General features: G+C 60.9%; 21 protein-coding genes and 1 pseudogene. 15 read left to right on the top strand and 7 right to left on the bottom strand.

Annotation, left to right across the window (positions count from 1 at the left end; all coding sequences use genetic code 11):
• Positions 1-16: 16 nt before the first annotated feature.
• Positions 17-1,363, top strand: coding sequence for an MFS transporter (locus AC3WMV_RS09760; protein ID WP_103369510.1), 1,347 nt, complete (start codon positions 17-19; stop codon positions 1,361-1,363).
• Between the two features lie 34 nt (positions 1,364-1,397).
• A complete protein-coding gene (gene gudD, locus AC3WMV_RS09755; protein WP_103369512.1) occupies positions 1,398-2,741 on the top strand; it encodes a glucarate dehydratase in 1,344 nt (447 codons plus the stop codon).
• 132 nt (positions 2,742-2,873) lie between these two features.
• Here the strand turns inward: gudD and AC3WMV_RS09750 are convergent, their stop codons facing one another.
• On the bottom strand, positions 2,874-3,746 hold the full coding sequence (locus AC3WMV_RS09750) for a LysR family transcriptional regulator (RefSeq protein ID WP_103369780.1): 873 nt from the start codon (positions 3,744-3,746) through the stop codon (positions 2,874-2,876).
• 160 nt (positions 3,747-3,906) lie between these two features.
• On the opposite strand from AC3WMV_RS09750, the gene ampC reads away from it, so the two are divergent.
• Positions 3,907-5,073, top strand: a complete 1,167-nt coding sequence (gene ampC, locus AC3WMV_RS09745; RefSeq protein ID WP_103369781.1) for a class C beta-lactamase — start codon at positions 3,907-3,909, stop codon at positions 5,071-5,073.
• Positions 5,074-5,211: 138 nt separating this feature from the next.
• Here the strand turns inward: ampC and AC3WMV_RS09740 are convergent, their stop codons facing one another.
• Positions 5,212-5,784: a DUF4174 domain-containing protein gene (locus AC3WMV_RS09740; protein ID WP_027613884.1), complete on the bottom strand. Its 573-nt coding sequence runs from the start codon at positions 5,782-5,784 to the stop codon at positions 5,212-5,214.
• Between the two features lie 209 nt (positions 5,785-5,993).
• Here AC3WMV_RS09740 and AC3WMV_RS09735 point away from each other — a divergent pair, with 209 nt between their 5' ends.
• On the top strand, positions 5,994-6,467 hold the full coding sequence (locus tag AC3WMV_RS09735; protein WP_103369782.1) for a GNAT family N-acetyltransferase: 474 nt from the start codon (positions 5,994-5,996) through the stop codon (positions 6,465-6,467).
• An 80-nt stretch (positions 6,468-6,547) separates the two neighbouring features.
• On the opposite strand, the gene AC3WMV_RS09730 is transcribed toward AC3WMV_RS09735, so the two are convergent.
• The 3 genes and pseudogenes from AC3WMV_RS09730 to AC3WMV_RS09720 form a co-directional block, all read right to left on the bottom strand.
• The gene (locus AC3WMV_RS09730) at positions 6,548-7,333 is read right to left on the bottom strand and encodes a sulfite exporter TauE/SafE family protein (RefSeq protein WP_064586898.1); all 786 of its coding nucleotides are present in this window, start codon (positions 7,331-7,333) and stop codon (positions 6,548-6,550) included.
• Between the two features lie 228 nt (positions 7,334-7,561).
• Positions 7,562-8,776: pseudogene (locus AC3WMV_RS09725) on the bottom strand (MFS transporter).
• 176 nt (positions 8,777-8,952) lie between these two features.
• Positions 8,953-9,702: a hypothetical protein gene (locus AC3WMV_RS09720; RefSeq protein ID WP_027613880.1), complete on the bottom strand. Its 750-nt coding sequence runs from the start codon at positions 9,700-9,702 to the stop codon at positions 8,953-8,955.
• Between the two features lie 234 nt (positions 9,703-9,936).
• Between AC3WMV_RS09720 and AC3WMV_RS09715 the strand changes: the two genes are divergently transcribed.
• The 3 genes from AC3WMV_RS09715 (at position 9,937) to AC3WMV_RS09705 (ending at position 12,584) form a co-directional block, all read left to right on the top strand.
• Complete coding sequence (locus tag AC3WMV_RS09715) at positions 9,937-11,085, top strand: aldose epimerase family protein (protein ID WP_103369783.1); 1,149 nt, start codon at positions 9,937-9,939, stop codon at positions 11,083-11,085.
• 178 nt (positions 11,086-11,263) lie between these two features.
• Positions 11,264-12,085, top strand: a complete 822-nt coding sequence (locus AC3WMV_RS09710) for an aldo/keto reductase (RefSeq protein WP_103369784.1) — start codon at positions 11,264-11,266, stop codon at positions 12,083-12,085.
• A 28-nt stretch (positions 12,086-12,113) separates the two neighbouring features.
• Positions 12,114-12,584, top strand: a complete 471-nt coding sequence (locus AC3WMV_RS09705; RefSeq protein WP_103369785.1) for a DUF1810 domain-containing protein — start codon at positions 12,114-12,116, stop codon at positions 12,582-12,584.
• Here AC3WMV_RS09705 and AC3WMV_RS09700 read toward each other — a convergent pair.
• On the bottom strand, positions 12,549-14,909 hold the full coding sequence (locus AC3WMV_RS09700) for a DNA polymerase II (protein WP_178083218.1): 2,361 nt from the start codon (positions 14,907-14,909) through the stop codon (positions 12,549-12,551). The two genes, AC3WMV_RS09705 and AC3WMV_RS09700, sit on opposite strands and share 36 nt — an antisense overlap.
• A gap of 226 nt (positions 14,910-15,135) precedes the next feature.
• On the opposite strand from AC3WMV_RS09700, the gene AC3WMV_RS09695 reads away from it, so the two are divergent.
• On the top strand, positions 15,136-15,576 hold the full coding sequence (locus tag AC3WMV_RS09695) for a CBS domain-containing protein (protein ID WP_027613875.1): 441 nt from the start codon (positions 15,136-15,138) through the stop codon (positions 15,574-15,576).
• Positions 15,577-15,622: 46 nt separating this feature from the next.
• On the opposite strand, the gene AC3WMV_RS09690 is transcribed toward AC3WMV_RS09695, so the two are convergent.
• Positions 15,623-16,246: a glutathione S-transferase N-terminal domain-containing protein gene (locus AC3WMV_RS09690; RefSeq protein WP_103369787.1), complete on the bottom strand. Its 624-nt coding sequence runs from the start codon at positions 16,244-16,246 to the stop codon at positions 15,623-15,625.
• Positions 16,247-17,338: 1,092 nt separating this feature from the next.
• Here AC3WMV_RS09690 and AC3WMV_RS09685 point away from each other — a divergent pair.
• From AC3WMV_RS09685 to AC3WMV_RS09655, 7 genes are all read left to right on the top strand, one after another.
• Positions 17,339-18,163, top strand: coding sequence for an energy transducer TonB (locus AC3WMV_RS09685; protein ID WP_492561388.1), 825 nt, complete (start codon positions 17,339-17,341; stop codon positions 18,161-18,163).
• Positions 18,164-18,214: 51 nt separating this feature from the next.
• Positions 18,215-18,922: a MotA/TolQ/ExbB proton channel family protein gene (locus AC3WMV_RS09680; protein WP_007966644.1), complete on the top strand. Its 708-nt coding sequence runs from the start codon at positions 18,215-18,217 to the stop codon at positions 18,920-18,922.
• Complete coding sequence (locus tag AC3WMV_RS09675; RefSeq protein ID WP_003223575.1) at positions 18,922-19,323, top strand: ExbD/TolR family protein; 402 nt, start codon at positions 18,922-18,924, stop codon at positions 19,321-19,323. Before AC3WMV_RS09680 ends, AC3WMV_RS09675 begins: the two co-directional genes overlap by 1 nt.
• A gap of 206 nt (positions 19,324-19,529) precedes the next feature.
• Entirely contained in the window at positions 19,530-22,241 is a 2,712-nt protein-coding gene (locus AC3WMV_RS09670) for a TonB-dependent receptor (RefSeq protein WP_178085276.1), read from the top strand.
• A gap of 229 nt (positions 22,242-22,470) precedes the next feature.
• Entirely contained in the window at positions 22,471-24,336 is a 1,866-nt protein-coding gene (locus tag AC3WMV_RS09665) for an extracellular solute-binding protein (protein WP_103369741.1), read from the top strand.
• A 1-nt stretch (position 24,337) separates the two neighbouring features.
• Positions 24,338-25,402 carry a microcin C ABC transporter permease YejB gene (locus AC3WMV_RS09660; protein WP_027613869.1) on the top strand — a complete coding sequence of 355 codons (1,065 nt, stop codon included), beginning with the start codon at positions 24,338-24,340 and terminating at the stop codon, positions 25,400-25,402.
• Positions 25,402-26,424 carry an ABC transporter permease gene (locus AC3WMV_RS09655; RefSeq protein WP_096797383.1) on the top strand — a complete coding sequence of 341 codons (1,023 nt, stop codon included), beginning with the start codon at positions 25,402-25,404 and terminating at the stop codon, positions 26,422-26,424. Before AC3WMV_RS09660 ends, AC3WMV_RS09655 begins: the two co-directional genes overlap by 1 nt.
• Positions 26,425-26,429 lie beyond the last annotated feature (5 nt).

Here is a 26,429-nt window from a genome sequence, read left to right as displayed (position 1 = left end):
AGTGGGAGAAAACCAAGTGAAAACCTCCGTCTCCGGGATGAACGAGGGCGTCGATTCGACACTCGCGTCCGCCATCTCGAAAGTGAAACGCCACGTCCTGCCGCTCTTCGTGATCATGTTCATCGTCAATTACATTGACCGGGTGAACATCGGTTTCGTCCGCACTCACATGGAACATGATCTGGGCATCGGGGCTGCCGCCTACGGCTTCGGCGCCGGTCTGTTCTTCATCGGTTACGCGCTGTTCGAAGTGCCGTCCAACATGCTTTTGCAGAAAGTCGGCGCGCGTATCTGGCTCACCCGCATCATGCTCACCTGGGGCCTGGTCGCCGCCGGCATGGCGTTCATCCAGAACGAAACGCACTTTTACATCCTGCGCTTTCTGCTCGGCGTGGCCGAAGCCGGGTTCTTTCCCGGGGTGATCTACTACTTCACCCGCTGGCTACCCGGCGCCGAACGCGGCAAGGCGATTGCAATTTTCCTCAGCGGATCGGCAGTCGCCTCGCTGATTTCCGGCCCGTTGTCCGGCCTGCTCTTGCAGATCAACGGCCTCGGCATGCACGGCTGGCAATGGATGTACTTCATCGAGGGCATGTTTTCCGTGGGGCTGTGCGTGTTCGTCTGGTTCTGGCTCGACGCCAAACCGCATGACGCGAAATGGCTGACCCGCGCCGAACAGGACGCACTGGTCAGCGCCATCGACGATGAACAGAAGGCCCGCGAAGCCGCGACGCCGATCCGCCCGTCAATGGGCAAACTGCTCAAGGACCGGCAAATCATCCTGTTCTGCCTGATCTACTTTTTCATTCAGCTGACGATCTACGCCGCGACGTTCTGGCTGCCGAGCATCATCAAGAAAATGGGTGAGATGAGTGACTTCCAGGTCGGGCTGTTCAACTCGATCCCGTGGCTGCTGTCGATCGTCGGCATGTACGCCTTCGCCGCTTTCTCGGCCAAGTGGAAGCACCAGCAAGCCTGGGTCGCCACCGCGTTGTTGATCGCCGCAGCAGGGATGTTCATGTCCACCACCGGCGGGCCGATCTTCGCCTTTGTCGCGATCTGTTTTGCCGCGCTGGGCTTCAAGTCCGCCTCATCGTTGTTTTGGCCGATTCCGCAGGCCTATCTGGATGCACGGATCGCCGCGGCAGTGATCGCACTGATCAACTCGGTAGGCAACCTCGGCGGCTTCGTCGCGCCGACCACCTTCGGCCTGCTCGAAGAACACACCGGCTCGATTCAGGGCGGCCTCTACGGCCTGGCCGCGACCTCGATCATCGCCGCGATCATCGTCTTCGCTGCACGCACCACCCCGAAACCCGCTGCTGACCTCGCCGTGGCCGAGGCCGCGCCAAAGCACGCATGACTTCCTTTTTAAAGATGCTGACAAGGATAAAAACATGACCGCACACGACACTGCCAAAGCGCCAATCATCACTGAAATGCAGGTGATTCCCGTGGCCGGCCACGACGGCATGCTGCTCAACCTGAGCGGCGCCCACGGGCCGTTTTTCACCCGCAATATCGTCATTCTCAAGGACAACGCCGGCCACACTGGCGTCGGTGAAGTGCCCGGTGGCGAGCGCATCCGCCAGACACTGGAGGACGCCCGCAGCCTGGTGCTCGGCAGCACAATCGGCAACTATCAGAAGATCCTCAATCAGGTGCGCCAGACCTTCGCCGAACGTGATGCCGGCGGCCGTGGTCTGCAGACGTTCGACCTGCGCATCACCATCCACGCGGTCACCGGACTCGAAGCCGCCCTGCTCGACCTGCTCGGGCAACACCTCGACGTACCGGTCGCGGCGCTGCTCGGCGAAGGCCAGCAACGCGATCAAGTGAAGATGCTCGGTTATCTGTTTTATGTCGGCGATCAACGCGAGACCAACCTCGCCTACCGCAGCGAACCGGACGCCGATAACGACTGGTTCCGCGTGCGTCACGAGAAGGCCATGAGCGCCGAGGCGGTGGTGCGTCTGGCCGAAGCGGCGCAGGCGAAATACGGTTTCCAGGACTTCAAACTCAAGGGCGGTGTGCTCAGTGGCGACGCGGAAATCGAAGCCGTGACGGCTCTGGCCGAACGCTTTCCCGAGGCACGCATCACCCTCGATCCGAACGGCGCCTGGTCACTGAAAGAAGCGATCCGCCTGTGCCGCGATCAACATAAGGTGCTGGCTTACGCCGAAGACCCGTGCGGTGCAGAAAACGGTTACTCGGGGCGCGAAGTCATGGCCGAGTTCCGCCGCGCAACCGGACTGAAGACGGCGACCAACATGATCGCCACCGACTGGCGCGAGATGGGCCACGCCATTCAGTTGCAGTCGGTGGACATTCCGTTGGCCGACCCGCACTTCTGGACCATGCAAGGCTCGGTACGTGTCGCGCAGTTGTGCCATGAGTGGGGCCTGACCTGGGGCTCACACTCCAACAATCACTTCGATATCTCGCTGGCGATGTTCACCCATGTCGCGGCGGCGGCACCGGGCGACATCACCGCCATCGACACGCACTGGATCTGGCAGGACGGCCAGCGTCTGACCAAGGCTCCGCTGCAAATTGTCGACGGTTGCGTGCAAGTGCCGCAGAAACCGGGGCTGGGGGTGGAGCTGGACATGGATCAGCTGGCCAAGGCCCACGAACTGTACAAAGGCATGGGTCTCGGCGCGCGGGATGACAGCGTGGCGATGCAGTTTTTGATACCGGGGTGGACGTTCGATAACAAGCGGCCGTGTCTGGTGCGCTGAATTCTGATCTGCAGTCCACCACTGTCCCCTGTGGGAGCGGGCTTGCTCGCGAAGGCGGCGTGTCAATCGATATTTGAGTTGACTGACACGCCGCCTTCGCGAGCAAGCCCGCTCCCACAGGGGGGATTTGTGTCAGGCAGAGATTTGTACCAGCCACTGCTTGAACGCCGTCATCGCCGCCGTCTCCGGCCGTGACTGCAAGCGCGTCAGCCAATAACTGCCGGTGGTGATTTCAATCGCAAACGGCTGACGAATCACGTCCGCCGCCAGTTGCCGGGCGAACATCAGCGGCGGTGCCAACGCTACCCCGCTGCCCTGCAGCGCGGCCTCCATCATCGCCAGCGACGAATCGAAGACAATGCTCTGCGGCGGCGCCGCGTGGGTCGCCAGGCCGGCGGCGTGAAACCACTCCGGCCATTCATCGGTGCGATAGGAACGCAGCAAGCGCTGTTGCAGCAGATCGCCCGGGGTATGCAACTGCCGGGCAATTTCCGGCACGCACAGCACCGACAATGGCGCATCGAGCAGGCGCGTGGCCTCGATGCCGTGCCACGCTCCGGCGCCAAAACGAATCGCGTAATCCAGCCCCTCGGCGGCGACGTCGACCCGGTTGTTGTGAGTCGACAGTCGCAAATCTATGAGCGGATGTTTCGCCTGGAAGTCTGCCAGCCGTGGCAGCAGCCAACCAACCGCGAAGGTTCCGACGGCACCCACGGTCAACATTTCCCGATACTGACCGCCGGCCAGTCGCTCGAGCATCTGCGCGATATGATCGAACGACGTGGTCAAAACCGGCAACAGGGTCTCCCCTTCACTGGTCAGCATCAGCCCGCGGGGCAGGCGTTTGAACAGGGTGACGTTGAGTTGCGCTTCGAGGCTTTTCACCTGATGGCTCACCGCCGCTTGAGTCACGCATAACTCCACGGCGGCACGGGTAAAGCTCAGATGCCGCGCCGAAGCTTCGAACGCGCGCAGTGCATTGAGCGGCAATTGAGGTCGAATCATGCCCAGTCCCAAATTTTTCTAATGGCTCATCCGAAATATCATCGTTTGTCGACGAGTGCCAGACTGCCTAAATTGTCGGCGCTGATCAGCTGCCCAACAACAAAATCGCCCGCAGTGTAGCGGGATATCACCCTCAACACTCATGGAGAGTGGTTCACTCATGTCCTTCATCACCCCGAGAAAATTCATTTCCTGCAGCGCTTTCGGCCTGTTTTTCGGCGCCACCGCGTGCATGGCCGCCACACCCGGCGACGAGCAACTGCAAGCGCTGGTGAACAAAGCCGTCACCCCGGTGATGCAGCAGCAGAACATCCCCGGCCTCGCCGTCGCCATCACCATCAACGGCCAACCGCATTACTTTAATTACGGCTTCGCTGCCAAGGACACGGGGCAGAAAGTCAGCGAAAACACCCTGTTCGAAATCGGCTCGGTGAGCAAAACCTTCGCCGCGACCCTGGCCGGCTATGCGCAGGCGACGGGCAAACTGGACCTGTCGACCAAGGCCAGCCAACTCTGGCCGGAACTGAAAGGTAGCGCTTTCGACAACATCAGCGTGCTGCAACTGGGCACCTACAGCGCCGGCGGCCTGCCGCTGCAATTCCCTGGCCAGTGGGATTCGGCGGAGAAGATGCTCGGCTACTACCAACAGTGGAAACCGGGCTTCCCGGCCGGTAGCCAGCGCCTGTATTCCAACCCGAGCCTGGGCCTGTTCGGTTATCTGGCCGCCAAGACCCTCGGTCAGTCATATGATCAGGCGATAAGCGAAACCCTGCTGCCGAAACTCGGCCTGCAACACACTTACCTGCAGGTGCCGAAAGCACAAATGAGCCTGTACGCGCAGGGCTACGACAAAAACAACCAACCGGTGCGCGTCACCCCGGGCGCCATGGATTCAGAAGCCTACGGCGTGAAAACCAGCGCCGCCGACATGCTGCGTTACGTGCAGGCCAACCTGAAACCGGCAAGCCTTGAAACTCCGCTGCAACAAGCCATCGCCAACACCCACACCGGTTATTACAGCGTCGGCGAAATGACCCAGGGCCTGGGTTGGGAAATGTACCGTTACCCGATCAGCCTCGACCGCTTGCTGGCCGGCAACAGCACGGAAATGGCCATGCGGCCGCACAAGGTGCAGTGGCTGACCCCGCCACAACCGCAGGCGGAAAATGTGCTGATCAACAAGACCGGCTCTACCGGTGGCTTTGGGACCTACGTGGCGTTTGTGCCGTCGAAGGATGTCGGCGTGGTGATTCTGGCGAACAAGAACTTCCCGATTCCGGAGCGGGTGAAGATTGCTCACACGATCCTCAGCGCTTTAGCCGACTGAAAATCAAATGATCGCAGCCTTCGGCAGCTCCTACACCGATCCCATGTAGGAGCTGCCGCAGGCTGCGATCTTTTTGGGCGGGCAATAAAAATGGGCGACCTGCAGAGGTCGCCCATTTTTTTGATTCAGGCCATGCCATCAGTCATCCGGCATTTCCGGTGGCTTGCTCGGTTTCGCCGGTTTGCTCGCCTTGGCGCCCTTCTCGCCTTTCTTGGCTGCCGGTTCGGCGGCGGTGGCCTTGGTTTCAGCGACCGTCGGTGCGCTGATTTCTTTCTCGCTGGCCGGCAGTGCATCAACCGTGTCGAAGATTTTCTTCAGGTCCACCGATTTTGCTTCATCGCCCGAGGCCGAGAGTTTGGTCTCGCCGTCCTTGCCCAGCAGGAAAACCTTCGGGTACGCGCCGGCACCGAGTTTCAGCGACCGCAGCAAAGCCATGGTGTCTTGCTGGCCGAGATCCTTGCCGTCGAGTTGTCCGGCCATATTGAGGATGGTGTAGACCTTGATGTTGCGGTCGGCGACGCCCTTCTTGTTCGCCGGATCTTCCAGCGACTTTTTCAACCCCACCCACACCGGGTCGACGGTGCTTTGGGCGATCACGATCAACGGTCGGGCCCGTCCCATATCCCCGGCTATGGGCGAGTCATTGTCAGCGGCGAACAAGGGGCCGGCAATCGCCAGCAAGAGTGTCAGGGTCAGTGACCTGATGAGCATGCGCATCTCCTTTTGATATCCACGCTCTAATGATTGCGCATCGCGGCGATTGTTCCGGGGTCGTGCCCGGCAAATATGTTTCGCCTTGTCAGAAGCTTAGGTCAGCCACGTCATTGCGCAACTGCATCGGCATAATCGTGACGCGGATTTGATTACCTTTTATCAGCGCATTAGGGTGGTCGTTCTGCCCACGAAATGGAGTTCAACCCATGCACATCGACTACCTGTGCGATCACCCGCATTTGATTGAGGAACTGGCCGAACTCAATTTCAAGGAATGGGGCGAATTCCGTGACGGCGACACCCTTGCAGCCCGCACCGAGCGGATGCGCGCGGCCTGCGGCAAGGGTGCGGTTCCCAGCGTGGTGGTGGCCATTGAAGACGGCAGATTGCTCGGTGGCGCGCTGCTGATCGACAGCGACATGAAGATCCGCCCGCAACTGACGCCGTGGCTGGCGGGCGTCTACGTGAAAGCCGAAGAACGCGGACGCGGAATTGCTTCGCAACTGGTCAACAGGATCGTCGCCGAGGCGGCGACGCTGGGAGTGACTGAGTTGTATCTGTACACCGACGCTGCGCAATCGCTGTATGCGGGGTTGGGTTGGGAGGTGGTCGAGGATCTGGTCTACGAGGATTTGCCGGTGACCGTCATGAAATTCAACATCCTTCATACCCCAGTGTAGGAGCTGCCGCAGGCTGCGATCTTTTGATCTTGATCGTAAAAACGAAGATCAAAAGATCGCAGCCTGCTGCAGCTCCTACATCAGAACGCCAGTTTATAGCCGATCAACAGCAACATGGTCGCCAGGCACGGGCGCAGCAATTCATCGGAAATGCGCCCGGTCAGGTGGCTGCCGAGCCAGATGCCTGGCAACGAACCCATGAGCAGAAAGCCCAACACGCCCCAGTCCATGTTGCCCATGCTCGCGTGGCCCAGACCGGCAACCAGGGTCAACGGCACGGCGTGGGCGATTTCGGTGCCGACCAGGCGCCGGGTTGGCAGCAGCGGATAGAGGATGAACAACGCGACCGTGCCGAGGGCGCCGGCGCCGATCGAGGTCAGGGCGACCATGGTGCCGAGGATCAGCCCGGTGATCACCGTCATCACATTCAGGCGCGCGCCGCTCGGGTTGTAATTGCCGCCCGCGCGTTTGTGGGCGAATTCGAGCAGGCGCTTCTTGAACAGAATCGCCAGCGCCGTGGCGAACAGCACGAAGCCCAAGGCCTGTTTGATGATCGCGTTCATCGCCTCGGGCGCGGTGTGCAGCGTACTGAGAAACCACAGGGTCATGGCGACTGCCGGCACGCTTCCGAGGGTCAGCCAGCCGGTGATGGCCCAGTCGATGTTGTTGTTCTTCTTGTGCACCAGCACGCCACTGGATTTGGTAATGGCCGCGTACAACAGGTCGGTGCCCACCGCTGTTGCCGGGTTGATGCCGAACCACAGCAGGATCGGCGTCATCAACGAACCGCCGCCGACACCGGTCATGCCGACAATAAAACCCACCACCAGCCCGGCAATCACCAGGCCGAAATTTGCCAATTCCATTAAGACGTCCAGAAAAACGACAGGAAAAATCTGGCCCGCAGCATAGCGATTTTTCATATAACCACATATATCGATGCGGTCTATCGTTATGCCTTCCAGCCACACCGCCTTTATCTGAGTGGGAGCGGGCTTGCTCGCGAAGGCGGCGTGTCATTCACGTAGATATCGACTGACACGCCCTTTTCGCGAGCAAGCCCGCTCCCACAGGGTTCTATGGTGCCAGGTAGATCAATGCACGCGCCGGCCCGGTTTGAAACTGTGATGCCGGTTGATCCACACCGTCGCCAGCGCGATCAGCGACAGGATCAACAATGCCCACGGAAACGACATCGCGCCCGCCCGATCCAGCAGCAACCCGCCAAACAGGCCGCCGCCGGCAATCGCCACATTCCAGGAGGTGGTGAGCATCGCTTGCACCACGTCCACATGCTCGCCGGCCGAATCCGCCGCCGCCGTCAGCAGCAACGTCGCCGAGCCACCAAACGACAGGCCCCACACGGCCATGCAGGTGTAGATCAGCCACGGTGACGGGGATATCAGCGCCAGCACCAGTGCGGTCACAGCAAACAGCACGAGGCTGATCAGCGTCAGCCAGCGCAACCAGCGGTCCACCAGCAGGCCGATGATCCAGATCCCGATCAGCGAACACAGGCCGAACACCAGCAGCACCAGATCGACGCGCTCGGCCAGCCCGGCCTGCATCAGGAATGGCGCGATGTAGGTGTAGAGAATGTTGTGCCCAAGCATCTAGGTCAGCACCACGAACAGCACCGGCCGTACGCCCGGCAGACGCAGCGATTGCAGCAACGGCAGGCGTTTGGCGCTGGCCTGACCCGGACGATCCGGCACCGCCAGCACAATCCACGCCGCCAGCACCAACGCCAGCGCCGACATGATCCCGAACGAAGCGCGCCAACCGATCAGGTTGCCCAGCCAGGTTCCCGCCGGGGTGCCCAGCGACAGCGCCACCGGGGTGCCGAGCATGGCGATTGCCAACGCCCGTCCCTGCTGGTGCACCGGCACGATGCCACGGGCGTAGCCGGCCATGATTCCCCACGACAGCCCTGCCGCCATCCCGGCCAGGAACCGCGACGCCAAGGTCAAGCCGTAATGGCTGGAGAACGTGGTCACCGTGTTGAACACCAGGAAGCCACCGACCGTCATCAACAGCACCCGCCGCCGTGGCCAGCCCCGGGTGGCGACGGTCAGCGGAATCGCCGCGACAATCGAGCCCAGCGCATACAGCGTCACCAGTTGCCCGGCGAGCACTTCACTGACCCCAAGCCCGGCGCCGATCTGCGGCAGCAGCCCGGCCGGCAGGGTCTCGGTGAGGATGGCGATGAAGCCGGTCATGGCGAACGCCAGTAACGCGGCATAGGGCAGTTTTTCTGCACGGGTGGCGCGGTCGATACGGGTGAAGTCGGTGCTTGCGGAGTCGGTCATGACAGGTGCAGCTCCCTTTGGATCAATAGTAGCGATGGATTGTATACAAAAATCCCACGCACAATTTGATCAATGTGGGAGCGAGCCTGCTCGCGAATGCGGTGGATCTATCAGAGATTCAGCGCCTGGCAGATCGCTTTCGCGAGCAGGCTCGCTCCCACATTGGATCTCCGCACTTACTGCACCGGAAGGAAATTCAGGAACAGCAGACTCTGCGCGTAATTCAACCCTATGCGCCGGTAGCGCTCATCAAGCATCTGCGCCAGCAGGTCGAGCCGCGCGACGATCTTGCCGAACTCGGTGGCGAAACTCAGGTTGCTGCCCTCCTCCGAGATTTCATTGGAGAACAGCAGCGGCTGGCCTTCCTTGTTCTGGCGCTGGGCCAGAATCCACGTGGCTTTCTCGATGTTGCGCGCGGCGTTGTGGACGAAGGTCGGGTTGATTGCATCGGTCATGTAGAACTCGATGCGATTGCCGTGGGCGGTGACCAGCATGCTGCCGATGGCATAGATGAAGGCGCCGACCCGATCCCCGAGAAACTCCGGACTCATCGCATAGCTGAGCGCCGCCAGATCCTTGCGGCCGCCCAGCACGGGCAACGGTTGCTGCTGCTCGACCGCCAGGCGCACCTGTTTCACCGCCGTGTTGATGTCGAGGAAACCCGACTTGCGCAGTTCTTCCGGGTTGCGCAGGTACAGCTTGCCCATTAGCCGATAAAGACTGTTGAGGTTGTCGCGCATCGCCAACGTGGCCATACGGTCGACACTGGTCTGCAGAAATTCCTGCGGTTGACCGTCACGCATCTGAGCGATGAAACCGTTGCCGGTCTGGTGCGTGCAACCGCTGACAAACAGCGATGACAGACAGGCCAGCAACAGGCACGGGCGGCGAAAAAATCGGGCGATCGGGTGAAAAACTCTCGGCATGAATTCTCGAACGGGCACATTCCTGTGCGGCGGGCGTCGCCGCATCCTGGCCATGGATAGAGCCGCCGAATCCGGAAAAGTGCAGCGCTGGCACGATTTCCCGACCTTCGGCAACTATTTAGTATGACTTTATATTTGCACTAAACCTTTAACCGACTATAAATTCTGACTCAACCCACAATTAGCATGACTATTACCCTGTTTTGAAAACAACAACAAAAAGGAAGGTCAACCATGCTTCAATCACGTCACCTGCTCTCCGGCCTCGGACTGTCCCTGATGATCGCCACCCTCTCCGCCAACGCGGCCGGCCTCAGCGCCGAACACAAAGCCTTTGGCAAAACCAATGACGGCACACCCGTCGAGCAATACATCCTGCGCAACAGCCACGGCATGCAGGCGACCGTCATCACCTACGGCGCCACCCTGCAATCGCTGCTGGTGCCGGACAAACACGGCAAAGCCGCTGACGTGGTGCTCGGTTTCGACGATGTTCAGGGTTACCAGAAAGGCACAGCGTATTTCGGCGCGACCATCGGCCGTTTCGGCAATCGCCTCGCGGACGGCGCGTTCGAACTCGACGGCAAGCGCTATCAGGTGCCGCAGAACGACAAGTCCAACGCTTTGCATGGCGGTACTCAGGGTTTCGACAAGAAGGTCTGGAAAGCGCAGGAAACCAAAGACAAGGATTCAGTCGGCGTGACCCTCACCTATCTGTCGGCGGACGGCGAAATGGGCTTCCCCGGCAATCTCACCACCGAAGTGACCTACCGCCTGACCGACAGCAACGAGTTGCGCATCGACTATAAGGCCAGCACCGATAAACCGACCGTGCTCAACCTGACCAACCACAGCTACTTCAACCTCGCCGGCGCCGGCAATGGCGACATTCTCAAGCAGGTTGCCACCTTGCACGCCAGCCATTACACCCCGGTCACCGGCAAACTGATCCCGACCGGCGAACTGGCGCCAGTGGCCGGCACACCAATGGACTTCACCAAACCCACCGCCATTGGTACGCACATCAAGGCCGATCACCCGCAGCTGAAATTCGCCGAACCGAAACAGGGTGGCTTCGATTTCAACTGGGTGCTGGATATAAAAGGTGATGTGAGCAAAGTCGCCGCCGAGGTCAGCGATCCGCAGTCAGGGCGGCATTTGCAGTTGTTCACCAGCGAGCCTGGTGTGCAGTTCTATACCAGTAACTTCCTCGACGGCACGGTCAAGGGTAAGGGTGGCAAGGTTTATCCGCACTGGGGTGCGTTTACCCTGGAGACCCAGCACTATCCGGATGCGCCGAATCAGCCGGACTTCCCGAGCACGCGGCTGGATCCGGGGCAGACTTACAACCATAAAGTGGTGTTGAAGTTCTCCGCGAAATAACACTTGCCTTGTGGTGAGGGGATTTATCCCCGATGGGTTGCGCAGCAACCCTGCTTCTTGGGGGCGCTGCGCGCCCATCGGGGATAAATCCCCTCGCCACAGGTTCATCGACCTCCATTGGAACCCCTGCGCTATCCTGCTGCCCACTAAGGTATGACCATCAGCACAGGAGGTTTGAATGCGTACCCTTGAACTGGCAGGCGTGCAGGTTCCAGTGATCGGCCAGGGCACCTGGCGCATGGGCGAAGATCGCTCGGCGCACCCGCGTGAAGTGTCCGCGCTGCGCCAAGGCATCGAACTCGGCATGACTCTGATCGACACGGCGGAAATGTACGCCGAGGGCGGTGCCGAAAGCGTGGTCGGCGAAGCCATTGCCGGTCTGCGTGATCAGGTATTTCTGGTGAGCAAGGTCTACCCGCACAACGCCAGCCGCACAGGCATCCCGCAAGCCTGCGAGCGCAGCCTGCGCCGGCTCGATACCGATTACATCGACCTCTATCTGCTGCATTGGCGCGGCCAGTATCCGCTGGAAGAAACCGTCGAAGCCTTCGAACGCCTGCGCGAGGACGGCAAGATCGGCCGTTGGGGCGTGTCGAATTTCGACGTCGATGACCTCGAAGAACTGTCCAATCCGGCCTGCGCCACCAATCAGGTGCTGTACAACCTGGAAGAACGCGGCGTCGAATTCGACTTGCTGCCATGGTGCCAACAAGAGCGTATGCCGTTGATGGCGTACTGCCCGATCGGCCAGGGCGGCGCGATGCTGGCTGAACCGGTACTGAACAAGATTGCCGCTCGTCACAACGTGACCCCGGCACAGGTTTCACTGGCGTGGATTCTGCGTCAGGATGGTGTGATTGCGATTCCCAAGGCTGTGCGACCAGAACACGTGCAACTCAATGCACAAGCGGCGCAGTTGCAACTGGATGCCGGGGATCTGGCGGCGCTGGACCAGGTATTCAAAGCGCCACAACGCAAGCAGCGGCTGGCGATGGTCTGAGTCGCTGGCCGTTGGCGAGGGCTTCGTCATGAGAAGCACTGATCAGTACGACCCGTTCAATCTGCAGCGTTTCGTCCAGGCGCAGGACCCGGTGTTCGAACGGGTTCAGCGTGAACTCGACGAGGGGCGCAAGCGTAGCCACTGGATGTGGTTTGTGTTTCCGCAGTTCGCCGGGCTGGGTGGCAGCGAGATGTCCCGGCGTTACGCCATTCAATCCGCCGACGAGGCGCGGGCCTATCTGGCCCACGACCTGCTCGGTGCGCGGCTGCGCACCTGCACGCAGCTGGTGCTGAACATCCGTCAGCGCTCGATTGCCGAGATTTTCGGCCACCCCGACGACCTGAAATTCCACTCCTCGATGACCCTGTTTGCGCAGTTCAGCGCCGAAGATTGCCCGTTCGCTCAGGCACTGGAGCGCTACTTCCACGGCATCCTCGATGAATGGACCCTGCAACTGCTGGACTCAAAACAGGCCCAGTTGTCCCCCGATCAGGGTTGAGAAATCGTCATCGACGAACGGCAGAATCGCGTCCGCCACCGGTTGCAGCTGGCGGGTGATGTAATGGTCGTAGTCGATCGCCGCGCGGCGCACTTCCAGCGGTTCCGGCCCGGCCAGGGTGATCACGTAACTGATCCAGCCGCCGTTCTGGTATTGCCGCGGGCGCCCGTGCTGCGCGTTGTAATCGTCGGCCAGCCGCGCCGCACGCACATGCGGCGGCACGTTGCGTTCGTAGTCGTCGAGGGTGCGGCGCAGGCGTTTGCGGTAGACCAGTCGTTCATCGAACTCGCCGGCCAGAGTCTTGCGCACGTAATCGCGCACGTAATCCTGATACGGCTTGCGCTGGAAGATCCGCTCGTAGAGTTCCTGCTGAAACTGCCGGGCCAGCAGCGACCAGTCGGTGCGCACGGTTTCCAGGCCCTTGTAGACCATTTCGTCACTGCCGTCGGCGCGGGTAACGAGGCCGGCGTAGCGCTTTTTGCTGCCCTCCTCGGCACCGCGAATGGTCGGCATCAGAAAACGTTTGTAGTGGGTTTCGTACTGCAATTCAAGAGCACTTTGCAGGCCGTATTCCTCACGCACATGCTCGCGCCACCAGTCGTTGACGTGCTTGACCAGCGCCTGACCGATCTGCGCCGCTTCCTCCTGCCCGTGCGCACGACGCAGCCAGACGAAAGTCGAGTCGGTGTCACCATAGATCACCGCGTGGCCCTGCGCTTCGATCAGCTGACGGGTGCGCAACATGATCTCGTGGCCGCGCAGAGTGATCGACGACGCCAGACGCGTATCGAAAAACCGGCAGCCGCTGGAACCGAGCACGCCGTAGAAGGCGTTCATGATGATCTTCAGCGCTTGCGACAACGGCGCGTTGTGCTCGCGCTTGGCGGTCTCGCGGCCCTCGGCGACCCGCGCGACAATCGACGGCAGGCAATGCCGGGTGCGCGAGAATCGGGCGCCGCGAAACCCCGGCACCGAATCGGCATCGTCCGGGTGTTGCAGGCCCTCGATCAGGCCCACCGGGTCGATCAGAAAAGTGCGGATGATCGACGGGTACAGACTCTTGTAATCCAGCACAAGCACCGACTCGTACAGCCCCGGCTGTGAATCCATGACGAAGCCACCGGGACTGGCCTGTGGCGGGTTGGTGCCCAGGTTCGGCGCGACGAAACCCTGACGGTGCATCAGCGGCATGTACAAATGGGTGAACGCGGCCACCGAGCCGCCGCTGCGATCTGCCGGCAGGCCGGTAACGCTGGCGCGTTCGAGGAGAAACGTCAGCAGTTCGGTCTTGGCAAAGATCCGCGTGACCAGCTCACAGTCCTTGAGGTTGTACTTGGCCAGCGCCGGTTTGTCCTCGGCGAACATGCGGTTGATTTCATCCATGCGCTGGTACGGGTTGTCGATCGCCTTGCCCTCGCCGAGCAGGGTCTGGGCGACGTTCTCCAGGCTGAACGAGGGGAAACTCCAGGTCGCTGAACGCAGCGATTCGATGCCGTCGATGATCAAGCGCCCCGCTGCCGAGGCAAAGTAGTGCGTGCGGCTGCCGTGTTCGCGCCACTGCATCTCTTCACCGCCACGGCCGATTTTCAACGGCACACCGAGGCGTCGCGCGTGTTCGTGAAGGATGCGCAGGTCGAACTGCACGACGTTCCAGCCGATGATCGCGTCGGGGTCGTGGAGGGCGAACCAGTCGTTGAGCTTCTTAAGGATCACGGTGCGCGAGTCGCAATATTCCAGATCGAAGTCGACAATGCTGGCGTCACCGTTGGGCGCGCCGAGCATGTACACCTGACGCTGGCCGCAACCTTCGAGGGCGATGGAATACAGCTCGCCGGTTTCGGTGGTTTCGATATCCAGCGAGACCAGCCGTAGTTGCGGTCGGTATTTCGGATCAGGTTTGAGTTGAGCGTTGAGCAAGACGCCGTCAGCGTCGGCGTTACCGCCGAACAGCACTGGTGCGGTGATGAAACGCTCCATCAGATAGCGCTCGGGCGGACGCACGTCGGCTTCGAAGACATCGACACCGGCGCGGGACAGCGCGGTTTCCAGGCGCATCAACTGGCCGTGTTGCTGGCAATACAGGCCCAGCACCGGGCGATGTTCGAAGTCCTGCAGGGCCAGCGGGCGCAGTTCGACGTTCTTTTCGTCGTGCAGCAGGCGTTCGGCCGCTTCGCGTTGAGCAGCGGGGATAAACGCTACCGACGTTTGCGGCGCCAGGCGCACACGGCGCGGCCCGGCGTCGGTCGCCAGCCAGAACTCGACTTCGGTGCCGGCCGGGGTGTCGCGCCAATGCCGGGTCAGGACGAAACCCTGCTGTAAATCCACCACTGCAACCTCAGGAATTGAATCAGAGGGGCATTCTACGCTGCCGTTCAAGGGATAACCCCATTCCCTGTGGTGAGGGAGCTTGCTCCCTCACCACAGGGTTAGAGCAAAGCCGGAAAAACCGGCAAATGACGTTTTTTGCGTGCTATCTGCCGCTTTGCCACCTTGCCCTGCGCGCAAGGGTCTACGATGCTTGAATAACAACGACAACACCTGAGTAACCGCCATGAAGACCGTCGCCCAACTGCTCAAGCTCAAAGATCAGAAAAATCAGGAAGTGCACCATATCGATCCCGGTCACATGGTGCTCGAAGCGCTGATGAAAATGGCCGAGAAAAACGTCGGGGCCTTGGTGGTGATGGAAGATGACAAAGTGGTCGGCATCATCAGTGAGCGTGATTACGCACGCAAACTGGTACTGCACGGGCGCTCGTCAGTGGGCACACCGGTGCGCGACATCATGGTCAAGGACGTCATCACCGTGGACACCCACCAGACCGTCGACACCTGCCTGGGCATCATGTCCGACAAACGCCTGCGCCACTTGCCAGTGGTGGAGAACGGCAAACTGATCGGTCTGCTGTCGATCGGCGACCTGGTGAAAGAGGCGATTGCCGAACAAGCGGAGCTGATCAAGCAGTTGGAGCAGTACATTCGCGGGGAATAATCTCCTTTCGCCCATGCACCGCCTCCCACATTGGTTAACAGGGTGTTCAGGACGGCCAATGCCGGGCGAAGACCGGTGCCAGCACCGGGTGCCGGTCGATGCGCTGCAACCACGCATAAAACCCCGGACGGCTCTGGCGCAAGTACTCGCGGCTGCCCGCCCAACGCGTCACCACTGCCGCCAGCACGTCCAGCGCGCCGGGCGTTTCGTCGTCCAGGTACAACTCGGCGGAAAACTGGTCGGCAAACACTTCCCAGCTCCAGTGCAGGCGCTCACGTGCGCCGGCCATCAGGTTCTGCCGTGAGGCTTCGTCCGGCATCACCAGCCAGCGCTCGGGGTAATCGATGACGCCGATGGCTGCATAGCAATTGCTGGCGATGTAGACCATGCCGCGAATCGCCTGATCGCGATCAGCCGCCTTGGCCGGCAACAGACCGGACTCGGGAAAACTCAGGCCCAGATGAATCAGAATCGCCACACTCTCGGTGATCGCACTGCCATCGGGCAATTGCAGGGTCGGCACCTGCTTCAGTGGATTGAGGCGCGCCAGTGCCTCGGCGGCTTCGCTTGAGGCTTCGATATCGATAAAGCGATAGGCGATCTGGCATAACTCCAGCGCCGCCTCGATGGCTGCGGCACCTGAATTGCGATGTCCGTACAGTTGATACATGCCCCCTCCTCGATCTCGACAGATCTGTGTAGCCCTATTTATAGCGGGTGTATCCGCTTTGGCACGTTTTTCCCATGCATTGGCGACTTGCGAATTCAAACCTCGCAAAACAGCGCTGGCGGTGCCCATCCCGCACCAAGAGCAATCATCGAACGCTATCCGCGTTCTTGTAAGGTGCGATACCGAACCAAAAGTTCGCGTATCCGAGCTGGCAACAAGGAGTTACCGCGTGAATCTTCAAACGCTCTGCCGCATCAGCCTCTGCTTGCTTGTTTATCAACAACGCCGAGTTTATTCGAACAGTCCCGGCGGCCAGTGCCTCTACTTTATTACCTGACTCCATGACCACACACCGTGATTGGCGATGACTCTTCGCCGACAACGGCGTGTTATTTATTTTTTAAATACAACTGCAAAAATTCCTGCACCAGCGCCGTATTAAATGAACGCAGGCTGGATTGTCGGACAATAACTTTCAGCGACTTTGCAAGTGCACCAAAACGGCTCCAGTGAGTTGAATTATTCAGCACTGGAAACAGTGATTTCATTTAAACAAGAACAAGGAACATACGCCGTGACCCGCTAAAACACAGACCCGCACCAAATCAGTCCGCCGCGCACCAGCAAGTGCCAGGGCCGTTAGCCAAGCCGCCGCTCTATCCCGCCGATCAGCGTGATACCGCGTAGAGCCTGACTCGCCTCTGAAAAAACTCCACTCAATGGAGTTTCGGGAAACTGTTGGCCGGAGAAATACACTACAAAGGCAAAACTTATATAAATGCGACATGGGTAACACTGATGAAATAAGACCTATACATTTCGGCAACATCTGGCACAGCGGTTGCTACATGCAAAAAGCACAAGCATGAGACACCAACACTGATCTCAAGCGATAGAAGAACAACCAGGGAATGGCCAATGAACACTCGAAGTCGATGGCTCTAAGCCAGTAACTGTAAGCAAGCCCTGTTCTATAGATAGTTCAACTATCGGCCTGCATACACCTTGAAGAAAGTTACACCCACCCACTCGAACATCACCCCAATGTTCGGACGGCACCTTATTGCCCTTCATCAACCCGAGGGAGCTTTAATGAACGATGCGGTAAAGCACAGAACCCTGCCGGGGTCGTTACGGGAAGCGCCAATCCCGCTGTCACCGGACAGGCCAGCCTTCACGGCCAATACCTCGCAATCCGGCGGGTTGAACAAACAGCAGATGCTGTTGCTGGTGGCGGTATCGGCGCTGATACACGGCGGCGCCTGGTGGTTTTTCCAGCAGACCCGGCCCGAGCCACTGCCGACTCCGCCGCAGATTCCGGAAATGACCGTCGAGTTGACCAGCCCGACGCCGCCGGCACCGCCCACACCGGAACCGCCACCGCCACCGCCGCCCCCTCCACCTCCGGAACCGGAACAACCGGTGGAAGACGAAGACGCGGTCAAGCCACCGCCAAAACCGGTAGAGAAACCCAAGCCGATCGAAAAACCGAAACCGCTCGAGAAGCCCAAACCGGTGAAGAAAGTCGAGCCGCCGAAAGCTCCGCCCGCCCCGGCACAACCGGCCGCTCCCGCTGCGCCGGCGACAACGAGCGCGCCACCGGCCCCGGCCGCAGCGCCTGCCCCGGTCAAGGAATCGGCAGCGATTTCCGGTCTCGCCAGCCTTGGCAACCCGCCGCCGGAATACCCGTCGCTGGCGCTGCGGCGCAATTGGGAAGGCAGCGTGGTGCTGCGCATTCAGGTGCTGGCCAACGGTCGCGCCGGCTCGGTGACAGTGACCAAGTCCAGCGGTAAGCCGCAACTGGATGACGCCGCCGTCGCGGCGGTAAAGAACTGGAAGTTCATTCCGGCCAAACGCGGTGACACGCCGATTGACGGCTTCGCCACCCAGACCATCGATTTCAAATTGCCGCAATAACGGCACAACCCAACGAACTCACAACCGACTTAATGCAAGCGAGGTGTAGCGATGAACAATTCACTGTCTTCGATGATTGTCCCCGGTGTGCTCTGGGGCCTGGTGCTGTTTTCCGTGGTCAGCTGGGCGATCCTGCTGGTCAAGTCGGCGCAATACCTGCGCCAGAAAGCCCAGAACAAACAGTTCAGCAAAGCCTTCTGGGGCGCGCCGGATCTGCTCACCGCCGCCGAACACGCCAGCCAGTATCCGGGCTCGCTGGCGCGCATCGCCAGCAGCGGCTTCGAAGCCTTGCTGGTGGAAGAATCGCCGCGTACCACGCAACAACTGGCGCACACCATCAACCGTTCCGATCGCCTGGAGCGCAACCTGCGCCAGCAGATTCAGAAGGAACGCCGCTCGCTGGAAAACGGTCAGGCGATTCTCGCCAGTATCGGCAGCACCGCGCCGTTCATTGGCCTGTTCGGTACCGTGTGGGGAATCATGGAAGCCCTGCAAAGCATCGGCGAAACCGGCTCGGCCAGCCTTGAAGCGGTCGCCGGCCCCATCGGTCATGCACTGATCGCCACTGGCGTGGGGATCGCCGTCGCGGTCCCGGCAGTGCTGATTTACAACTTCTTCCTGCGCCGCCTGAAGCTCGCCTCGGCAGACATGGATGACTTCGCCCACGACTTCGACGCCCTCGCCTCACGCAGCGCGTTCTCCATCAGCCGCCAGGCCATCGCCAGCAAAACCACAGCCGCCGTGCGGGAGGCCAGCTGATGTCCTTTTCTACCCAAGACAGCGATGAAGTGCTCAGCGAAATGAACGTCACGCCGCTGGTGGATGTGATGCTCGTGCTGCTGGTGGTGTTCATCGTCACCGCGCCGCTGATGACCAACGCGATCAAGGTCAACCTGCCGAAAACCGACGCCGTCGCCCCCGCCGAAAAGAAAGACCCAGTGGTGGTCAGCGTCGATCAGGACGGCAAGTTCTACCTGGCGAAAACCGAACTGGCGCCGGAATCGCTGGAAGCCAGCCTCAAGGAGGTCAAGGCCAAGGACGCCGAAGTACGCGTGCAGTTGCAGGCCGACGCCAACGTCAACTACGGCCAGGTGGCCAAGGCCATGGCATCCATCGAACGCTCGGGCATCAGCAAGATTTCGGTGATGACCACCCACTGAGTGCGGTGCCGGGCGCGCGTTGAGAAGCGCGCCCGGCACCGCTGAAGCATCCCGTCGCAATCAGCCGACCGAAAAAACGCCAGGCGTCTTCGGAGGGGATCGGCTTGCTTGAAGAAAGTGGTTTTCCGCACGCGGTATCACCGAAAGCGGAGCAATGAGGGGCTCACAAGGCCAATTCGATAACGTCTGACAAGTCGGAAACAACCATGCTGATGAACACTCCACGCTTCACGCTCAAACCTTTGGTGGCAACGATCTCTCGTCACCGTTTTGTCCCGTTGTATCTGGTGGCCATGGGGATGGGCGCCGGGACTGTGCAAGCCGCCGAGGATGACAACGCCACCGTGCCCGCTGCGGCAGCGGTGGTGGCGCCGACCACGCAACTGCAACGGGTGGAAGTGACCGGTTCGGCGATTCGCCGGGTCGATGCGGAAACGGCGGTGCCGATCACCATTCTCAAGGCCGATGAGTTGCGCAAACAGGGCGTGACCACCACCGCCGAACTGGTGCAGCGGATCACCGGCAGCCAGTCGATCAACAACAGCGCCGGCTCGGTCGGCGCTGCCACCGGTGGCGCTTCGTTTGCCGACATGCGTGGCATCGGCGCGAACAAGACACTGGTGCTGCTCAACGGTCGACGCCTGGCGAACAACGCCTTGTCGGGCACCAACTCGGCCGGCGGCGCGGTGGATCTGAACATGATCCCGTTTGCCGCGATCGAGCGCGTGGAGGTTCTGCGCGACGGCGCATCAGCCTTGTACGGCACCGACGCCATCGGCGGCGTGATCAACTTCATCACCAAAAAATCCCTGACCGACGGCCAGCTCACCCTCGGTGGCGAAACCCCGACCCACAGCGGCGGCGGTGCCACCAAAGACATGAGCGCCAGTTGGGGCTACGGCGACCTGGAGCAAGACCGCTTCAACGTCCTCGGCGTGTTCAACTACAACAAGCAGCAGAACCTCGACGCCAACGACCGCTCCTTCGCCCGCGACTATGTGCCCGGCCGTGGCCTGGACCAGACCTCCGGCACCGCATTCCCCGGCAACTACAGCCAGAACGGCAACGCCACCAACCCGTTGGCCAACAGCAATTGCAACGGGCCGAACCTGGTGGCGCGTGACGGCTTGTGCCGCTTCAGCACCCGCGAATACATCGACCTGATTCCGCAAACCGAAAAGACGTCGTTCTTCGGCAAGACCACCGGCAAGCTGGCGGATGACCACAACGTCAACCTCGAATACTTCTGGTCGCGCAACAACAACGCCACGGCGGTCGGCCCGGCCCCGCTCACCGGTTTGAGCCTGGACTCGTCGTCGCCCTACTACCCCGGCAACGGCATCACCCCCGGCCCGACCGGCTTCGCCCTCGACCCGACGCAACCGGTCGACGTCAACTGGCGCGAAACCGCCGCCGGCCCGCGTGAATCGAAAGACCAGAACACCAGCCAGCGCTTTCTCCTGAGCTTCGACGGTCTGGTCGGCGGCTGGGATTACAACGTCGGTGCCTCGTACAACCAGAACAAAATCGTCTCCAGTGTCACCAGCGGATATGTCAGCGATCAGGCGATGATCAACGGTCTGGCCAGCGGTCTGCTCAACCCGTTTGGCCCGCAATCCGCCGCCGGTCAGCAGTACATCGACCAGGCCATGTATCACGGCGCCTACTCCACGGCTGTTGGTCGCGTGGCCGGTTTTGACGGGCGGATCAGCCGCGAAATCGGCGACTGGTTCGGTGCCGGTCCCTCCGGTCTGGCGCTGGGTGGCGAGTACCGCAAAGAAAAATTCCATCAGGATTTCGAGCAGTTTGCCGGCGACATTCAGAGCCTCGGCATCGACCCGGCCGGTAGCGTCGAGGGTGACCGCAGCGTGAAAGCCGCGTACGCCGAAATCAACGTGCCGGTGCTCGACAGCCTGGAACTGTCCGCCGCTGTGCGTCACGACAAATACAGCGACTTCGGCAGCACCACCAACCCGAAATACTCGTTCCGTTATCAGCCGCTCAAAGAGCTGGTAGTGCGTGGCGCGTACAGCGAAGGCTTCCGTGCGCCATCGCTCTACGAGCTGTATTCGCCGCGCAGCATCACCTACACCCAGGGCTACTACAACGACCCGGTGCTGTGTACCGGCGGCGTGGTGCAACCGGGTGGCAACGGCGGGCGCGATTGCGGCCAGCAGTTCCTCAACCAGATTGGCGGTAACGAAGACCTGGCCCCGGAGAAGGCGCGCAACGTGACCCTGGGCTTCGTCTATCAGCCGGTCAGCAACCTGTCGGTGGGTCTGGATTTCTGGTGGATTCACATTTCCAACCAGATCCAGCCGTTCCCTGAATCCACTGTGTTCGATCAGGCCGGCAGCTACCCGGATCGCTTCGTGCGCAACGCCGACGGCACGCTCAACTACATCGTCACCGGCAACGCCAACCTCGGCATCGTCGAAACCAACGGTGTCGATGTGTCGCTGGACTACCGCTTCCCGAACACCCCGTACGGCCAGTTCGGCCTGGGGCTGCAAGGCACCTACGTCGACAGTTACGACTTCCAGAGCACCATCAAAGGCCCGTTCACCGACAAGGTCGGCGACTTCGAAGGGGACGGCGTGATCGCGCGCTGGAAGCACAACCTCACCGGCAGCTGGACCTTCGGCGCGGCTCGCGCGTCGCTGACCAACCGCTTCACCACCGGTTACAACGACTACGACCGCGATACCCATGCGCGCGTGGCGTCGTATTCGGTGTGGGACCTGTCGGCCGGCTACACCTTCAACAAGGTGCTGGACGTGGATGCGGGGATGAAGAACATGTTCGACCGCAACCCGCCGTTCTCCAACCAGGCCTACAACTTCCAGAGCGGCTATGACCCGCGCTACACCGACCCGCTGGGCCGCACGCTGTTTGCGCGCATGACGTATCACTTCTGACCCCAGGGCTGGACACATCCTTTGTGTGACTGAGCTTTTGTGGTGAGGGGATTCATCCCCGATGGGGTGCGAAGCGCCCCCAAAACCTGAACTGCGGATGACCAGAATCACCGCATGCAATGGGTTTGCGGCTGCTTCGCAGCCGGTCGGGGATAAATCCCCTCACCACAGGGCACTCCCACAGTTTTCAGCGTTGCCAGTGTGTTTTCGGGCTTAGAGGAAAAACTTCATGAGATTCATGCGCAACATGGCAGGCCTGCTGCTCGGCGGCGCTTTGCTCTGCGCCGCCGTGCCGGCACTGGCCGCCGGCAGCTACGCACTGACGGTATACGGCGAAGCGCCGAAGTATCCGGCGGGTTTCGAGCATTTCGATTTCGTCGATCCCGAAGCGCCCAAGGGCGGTTCACTCAGTCGTGCGTCGATGGAAATCGGCCAGTACAACTACATCACCCCGTATGCCGATCAAGGCATTTCCGTGGTGCAGGTCAACGACTGGGTGTATGCGCCGCTGGCGTTCCGTTCGCTCGACGAGCCGTACACCGTTTACGGGCTGGTCGCGCAACAGATGGAACGTGATCCAGAAGGCCTCTGGGTGCGCTTCACCCTGAATCCCAAGGCTCGCTTCGCCGATGGCACGCCGATCACCGCCGAAGACGTGCGCTACACCTTCAACCTGCTGATGACCAAGGGCAGCCTCAGTTATCGCCAGCAATACGCCGACGTGCAGGACGTGCTGATCGAGAATCCGCAGCAGATTCGTTTCACCTTCAAGAACAACCTCAACCGCACCCTGGCGCTGGACCTGGCAACACTGCGCGTGGTGCCCGAACACTGGTGGAAGACTCGCGATTTCACCAACGGCGGTGGCTTCGAACCCCCGCTGGGGAGCGGCCCGTACCGCGTGAGCAAAGTCGATGCCGGACGCAGCATCAGTTTCCAGCGCGACCCGGACTGGTGGGGCAAGGACCTGCCGGTCAGTCGCGGGATGTACAACTTCGACACGCTCACGGTGAATTTCTACGGTGACACCGACGTCGCCCGGCAACTGTTGCAGGCCGGGGCTTTCGACTACAACCGCGAGTTTTCCTCGTCCGGCTACGTGGTCGGCTACGACAGCCCGGCACTGCGTGACGGTCGCTTGCAGCAGGCGATCCTCGCTCCGGAAAAACCCACCGCCGCCCAAGGCTTCGTGTTCAACCTGCAAAACCCGATCTTTCAGGATCGCCGCGTGCGTCAGGCGATCAGCCTGCTGTGGGATTTCGAATGGACCAACAAGCAGATGATGCGCGGCTTCTACGTGCGCCAAAACAGCTTCTGGCCGAAGAGTGAAATGGCCGCCACCGCCCTGCCCGACGCCGAGGAATTGAAGATCCTCGAACCGTTGCGCGGACAGATTCCCGACGAGGTGTTCACCACGGTGTATCAGGCGCCGAAAACCGACGGCAGCGGCTACATCCGCGACAAGCAGCTGCAAGCTCTGAAGCTGCTCGCCGAGGCCGGCTGGACGCCGCAACACAGCCGACTGGTCAACGCCGCCGGTGAGCCGCTGGAGTTCACCTTCCTCGACGGTCAGGGCGGTTTTGATCGCATGCTGCTGCCGTTCAAACGCACCCTCGCGCAGATCGGCATCACCCTCAATCTACGGCGGATCGACTCGGCGCAATACGTCAATCGGCTCAACGCGCGGGACTACGACATGATCGTCACCAGTTTCCCGCGCAGCGGCGATCCGATCGTCTCCCCCGGCCGCGAGCTGTACAGCCTGTATGCCTCGCAAAGTGCCACGCAAGTCGGCAGTTCGAACTCGATGGTGCTGGCCAACCCGGCGGTCGATCAACTGATCGACGGGCTGGTCAAGGCCGACACCCGCGACGCCATGGTGCATTACGCCCGCGCCCTCGACCGGGTGCTGCAATGGGGTTACTACATGATTCCCAACTACTACTCCAAGGGCACGCCGACGGTGTATCAGAACCGCTTCGGCATGCCGCCGGTGCAACCGGCGTACGACGAAGGCCTCAACACCTGGTGGGAGGTCTCGACCAAGCCGTTGACCACGCAACAGATGCACACCCAGCTCGCGGGGGGCCAGTGACATGCTGCGTTATCTGAGTCGACGTTTGCTGCTGATCATCCCCACGCTGCTGTGCATTCTGGTGGTCAACTTCGTGATTGTGCAGGCCGCACCGGGCGGCCCGGTGGAGCAAGCCATTGCGCGCCTGCAAGGTTTCGGCGGGCACGGCATGGGCGGTGGTGGCGAAGTCGCCGCGACGGGTGGTGCCGGGCGCAGCAGTCGCGGGCTGGACCCGGCGCTGATCGAGGAAATCAAACACCACTACGGCTTCGACAAGCCGATGCACGAACGCTTGTGGCTGATGCTGAAAAACTACGCCCAGCTGGATCTGGGCAGCAGTTTCTTTCGCGGCGCCAAGGTCACCGATCTGATCCTGCAGAAACTGCCGGTGTCGCTGTCGCTCGGCCTGTGGGCAACGCTGATCACCTACCTGATTTCAATCCCGCTGGGCATCCGCAAAGCGATCAGCAACGGCAGTGCGTTCGATGTCTGGAGCAGCACCGCGATCATCATTGGCTACGCGATGCCGGCGTTTCTGTTTGCGATGCTGCTGATCGTGGTGTTCGCCGGCGGCAGCTACGTCAACTGGTTTCCGGTGCAGGGGCTGGTGTCGGATAACTTCGACAGCCTCAGCACCTTGGGCAAGGTCGGCGACTACCTCTGGCACCTGGTGTTGCCGGTTACAGCACTGGTGATCGGCGGTTTCGCCACCCTGACCATCCTCACCAAAAACAGCTTCCTCAACGAGATCAGCCGCCAGTACGTGATCACCGCGCGGGCCAAGGGTCTGACCGAGCGCCGCGTGCTCTACGGCCACGTGTTTCGCAACGCGATGCTGCTGGTGGTGGCCGGGGTGCCCTCGGCGCTGATCGAGGTGTTTTTCGCCGGTTCCTTGCTGATCGAAACCATCTTCAACCTCGACGGCCTCGGGCGCATGAGTTACGAGGCGGCGGTGTCGCGTGACTACCCGGTGGTGTTCGGCGCGTTGTTCCTGTTCACCCTGTTCGGCCTGTTGATCAAGCTGATCGGTGACCTCTGCTACACCCTGCTCGACCCGCGCATCGACTTCTCGGCGAGGACTGCCTGATGTTCACACTCTCTCCTTTGGGTCAGCGCCGGGTCGCGCAGTTCAAGGCCAACCGCCGTGGACGCTGGTCACTGTGGCTGTTCATTGGCCTGTGCCTGATCTGCCTCGGCGGCGAACTGATTGCCAACGACAAACCGTTGGTGATCCGCTACCACGGCGCCTACTACTTCCCGATCCTCAGCGAATACCTGGAAACCGATTTCGGCGGTGAACTGCCGTTCCAGCCGGATTACGCCAGCGCTTACGTGCACGGGCTGATCGAGGATCAGGGCGGCTGGATGCTGTTTCCGCCGATCCCGTTCAGCTACGACACGGTCAATTACGACCTGACTGAACCGGCACCCAGCCCACCCTCTTCCAGCAATTGGCTGGGCACCGACGATCAGGCGCGGGACGTGTTGGCGCGGGTGATTTTCGGCACACGAATTTCGATTCTGTTTGCGCTGATCCTCACCGGCATCAGTGCGTTGGTCGGCATCGTTGCCGGGGCGTTGCAGGGTTATTACGGCGGTTGGGTGGATTTGCTCGGGCAACGGGTGCTGGAGATCTGGTCGGGGCTGCCGGTGCTGTATCTGCTGATCATCTTGTCCGGGTTTGTCTCGCCAAGTTTCTGGTGGCTGCTGGGGATCATGGCGCTGTTTTCCTGGCTGGCATTGGTGGATGTGGTGCGCGCCGAGTTTCTGCGTGGACGCAATCTGGAATACGTCAAAGCCGCGCGGGCGCTGGGCCTGACCGACAGCGAACTGATGCTGCGGCACATCCTGCCCAACGCGATGACCTCCACCCTGACCTACTTGCCGTTCATTCTGACCGGCGCCATCGCCACCCTCACCGCGCTGGATTTCCTCGGTTTCGGCATGCCCGCCGGGACCGCTTCGCTGGGCGAACTGATCGGCCAGGCCAAGCGCAATCTGCAGGCGCCGTGGCTGGGGCTGACGGCATTTTTTGCCTTGGCGCTGATTCTGTCGTTGTTGGTATTCATCGGTGAGGCTTGCCGTGATGCGTTTGATCCACGATCTTGATCCGA

It is taken from the genome of Pseudomonas sp. FW305-3-2-15-E-TSA4, assembly GCF_058787295.1.
Note: the sequence above shows the minus strand (reverse complement) of the source record. Positions and strands in the feature narration are given on the sequence as shown.

Bases quoted from the DNA above. Each gene is read 5' to 3' on its own strand.
- gudD (WP_103369512.1), top strand. From the start codon at position 1,398: ATGACCGCACACGACACTGCCAAAGCGCCAATCATCACTGAAATGCAG.
- AC3WMV_RS09750 (WP_103369780.1), bottom strand. From the start codon at position 3,746: ATGATTCGACCTCAATTGCCGCTCAATGCACTGCGCGCGTTCGAAGCT.
- ampC (WP_103369781.1), top strand. From the start codon at position 3,907: ATGTCCTTCATCACCCCGAGAAAATTCATTTCCTGCAGCGCTTTCGGC.
- AC3WMV_RS09740 (WP_027613884.1), bottom strand. From the start codon at position 5,784: ATGCTCATCAGGTCACTGACCCTGACACTCTTGCTGGCGATTGCCGGC.
- AC3WMV_RS09735 (WP_103369782.1), top strand. From the start codon at position 5,994: ATGCACATCGACTACCTGTGCGATCACCCGCATTTGATTGAGGAACTG.
- AC3WMV_RS09730 (WP_064586898.1), bottom strand. From the start codon at position 7,333: ATGGAATTGGCAAATTTCGGCCTGGTGATTGCCGGGCTGGTGGTGGGT.
- AC3WMV_RS09720 (WP_027613880.1), bottom strand. From the start codon at position 9,702: ATGCCGAGAGTTTTTCACCCGATCGCCCGATTTTTTCGCCGCCCGTGC.
- AC3WMV_RS09715 (WP_103369783.1), top strand. From the start codon at position 9,937: ATGCTTCAATCACGTCACCTGCTCTCCGGCCTCGGACTGTCCCTGATG.
- AC3WMV_RS09710 (WP_103369784.1), top strand. From the start codon at position 11,264: ATGCGTACCCTTGAACTGGCAGGCGTGCAGGTTCCAGTGATCGGCCAG.
- AC3WMV_RS09705 (WP_103369785.1), top strand. From the start codon at position 12,114: ATGAGAAGCACTGATCAGTACGACCCGTTCAATCTGCAGCGTTTCGTC.
- AC3WMV_RS09695 (WP_027613875.1), top strand. From the start codon at position 15,136: ATGAAGACCGTCGCCCAACTGCTCAAGCTCAAAGATCAGAAAAATCAG.
- AC3WMV_RS09690 (WP_103369787.1), bottom strand. From the start codon at position 16,246: ATGTATCAACTGTACGGACATCGCAATTCAGGTGCCGCAGCCATCGAG.
- AC3WMV_RS09685 (WP_492561388.1), top strand. From the start codon at position 17,339: ATGAACGATGCGGTAAAGCACAGAACCCTGCCGGGGTCGTTACGGGAA.
- AC3WMV_RS09680 (WP_007966644.1), top strand. From the start codon at position 18,215: ATGAACAATTCACTGTCTTCGATGATTGTCCCCGGTGTGCTCTGGGGC.
- AC3WMV_RS09675 (WP_003223575.1), top strand. From the start codon at position 18,922: ATGTCCTTTTCTACCCAAGACAGCGATGAAGTGCTCAGCGAAATGAAC.
- AC3WMV_RS09670 (WP_178085276.1), top strand. From the start codon at position 19,530: ATGCTGATGAACACTCCACGCTTCACGCTCAAACCTTTGGTGGCAACG.
- AC3WMV_RS09665 (WP_103369741.1), top strand. From the start codon at position 22,471: ATGAGATTCATGCGCAACATGGCAGGCCTGCTGCTCGGCGGCGCTTTG.
- AC3WMV_RS09660 (WP_027613869.1), top strand. From the start codon at position 24,338: ATGCTGCGTTATCTGAGTCGACGTTTGCTGCTGATCATCCCCACGCTG.
- AC3WMV_RS09655 (WP_096797383.1), top strand. From the start codon at position 25,402: ATGTTCACACTCTCTCCTTTGGGTCAGCGCCGGGTCGCGCAGTTCAAG.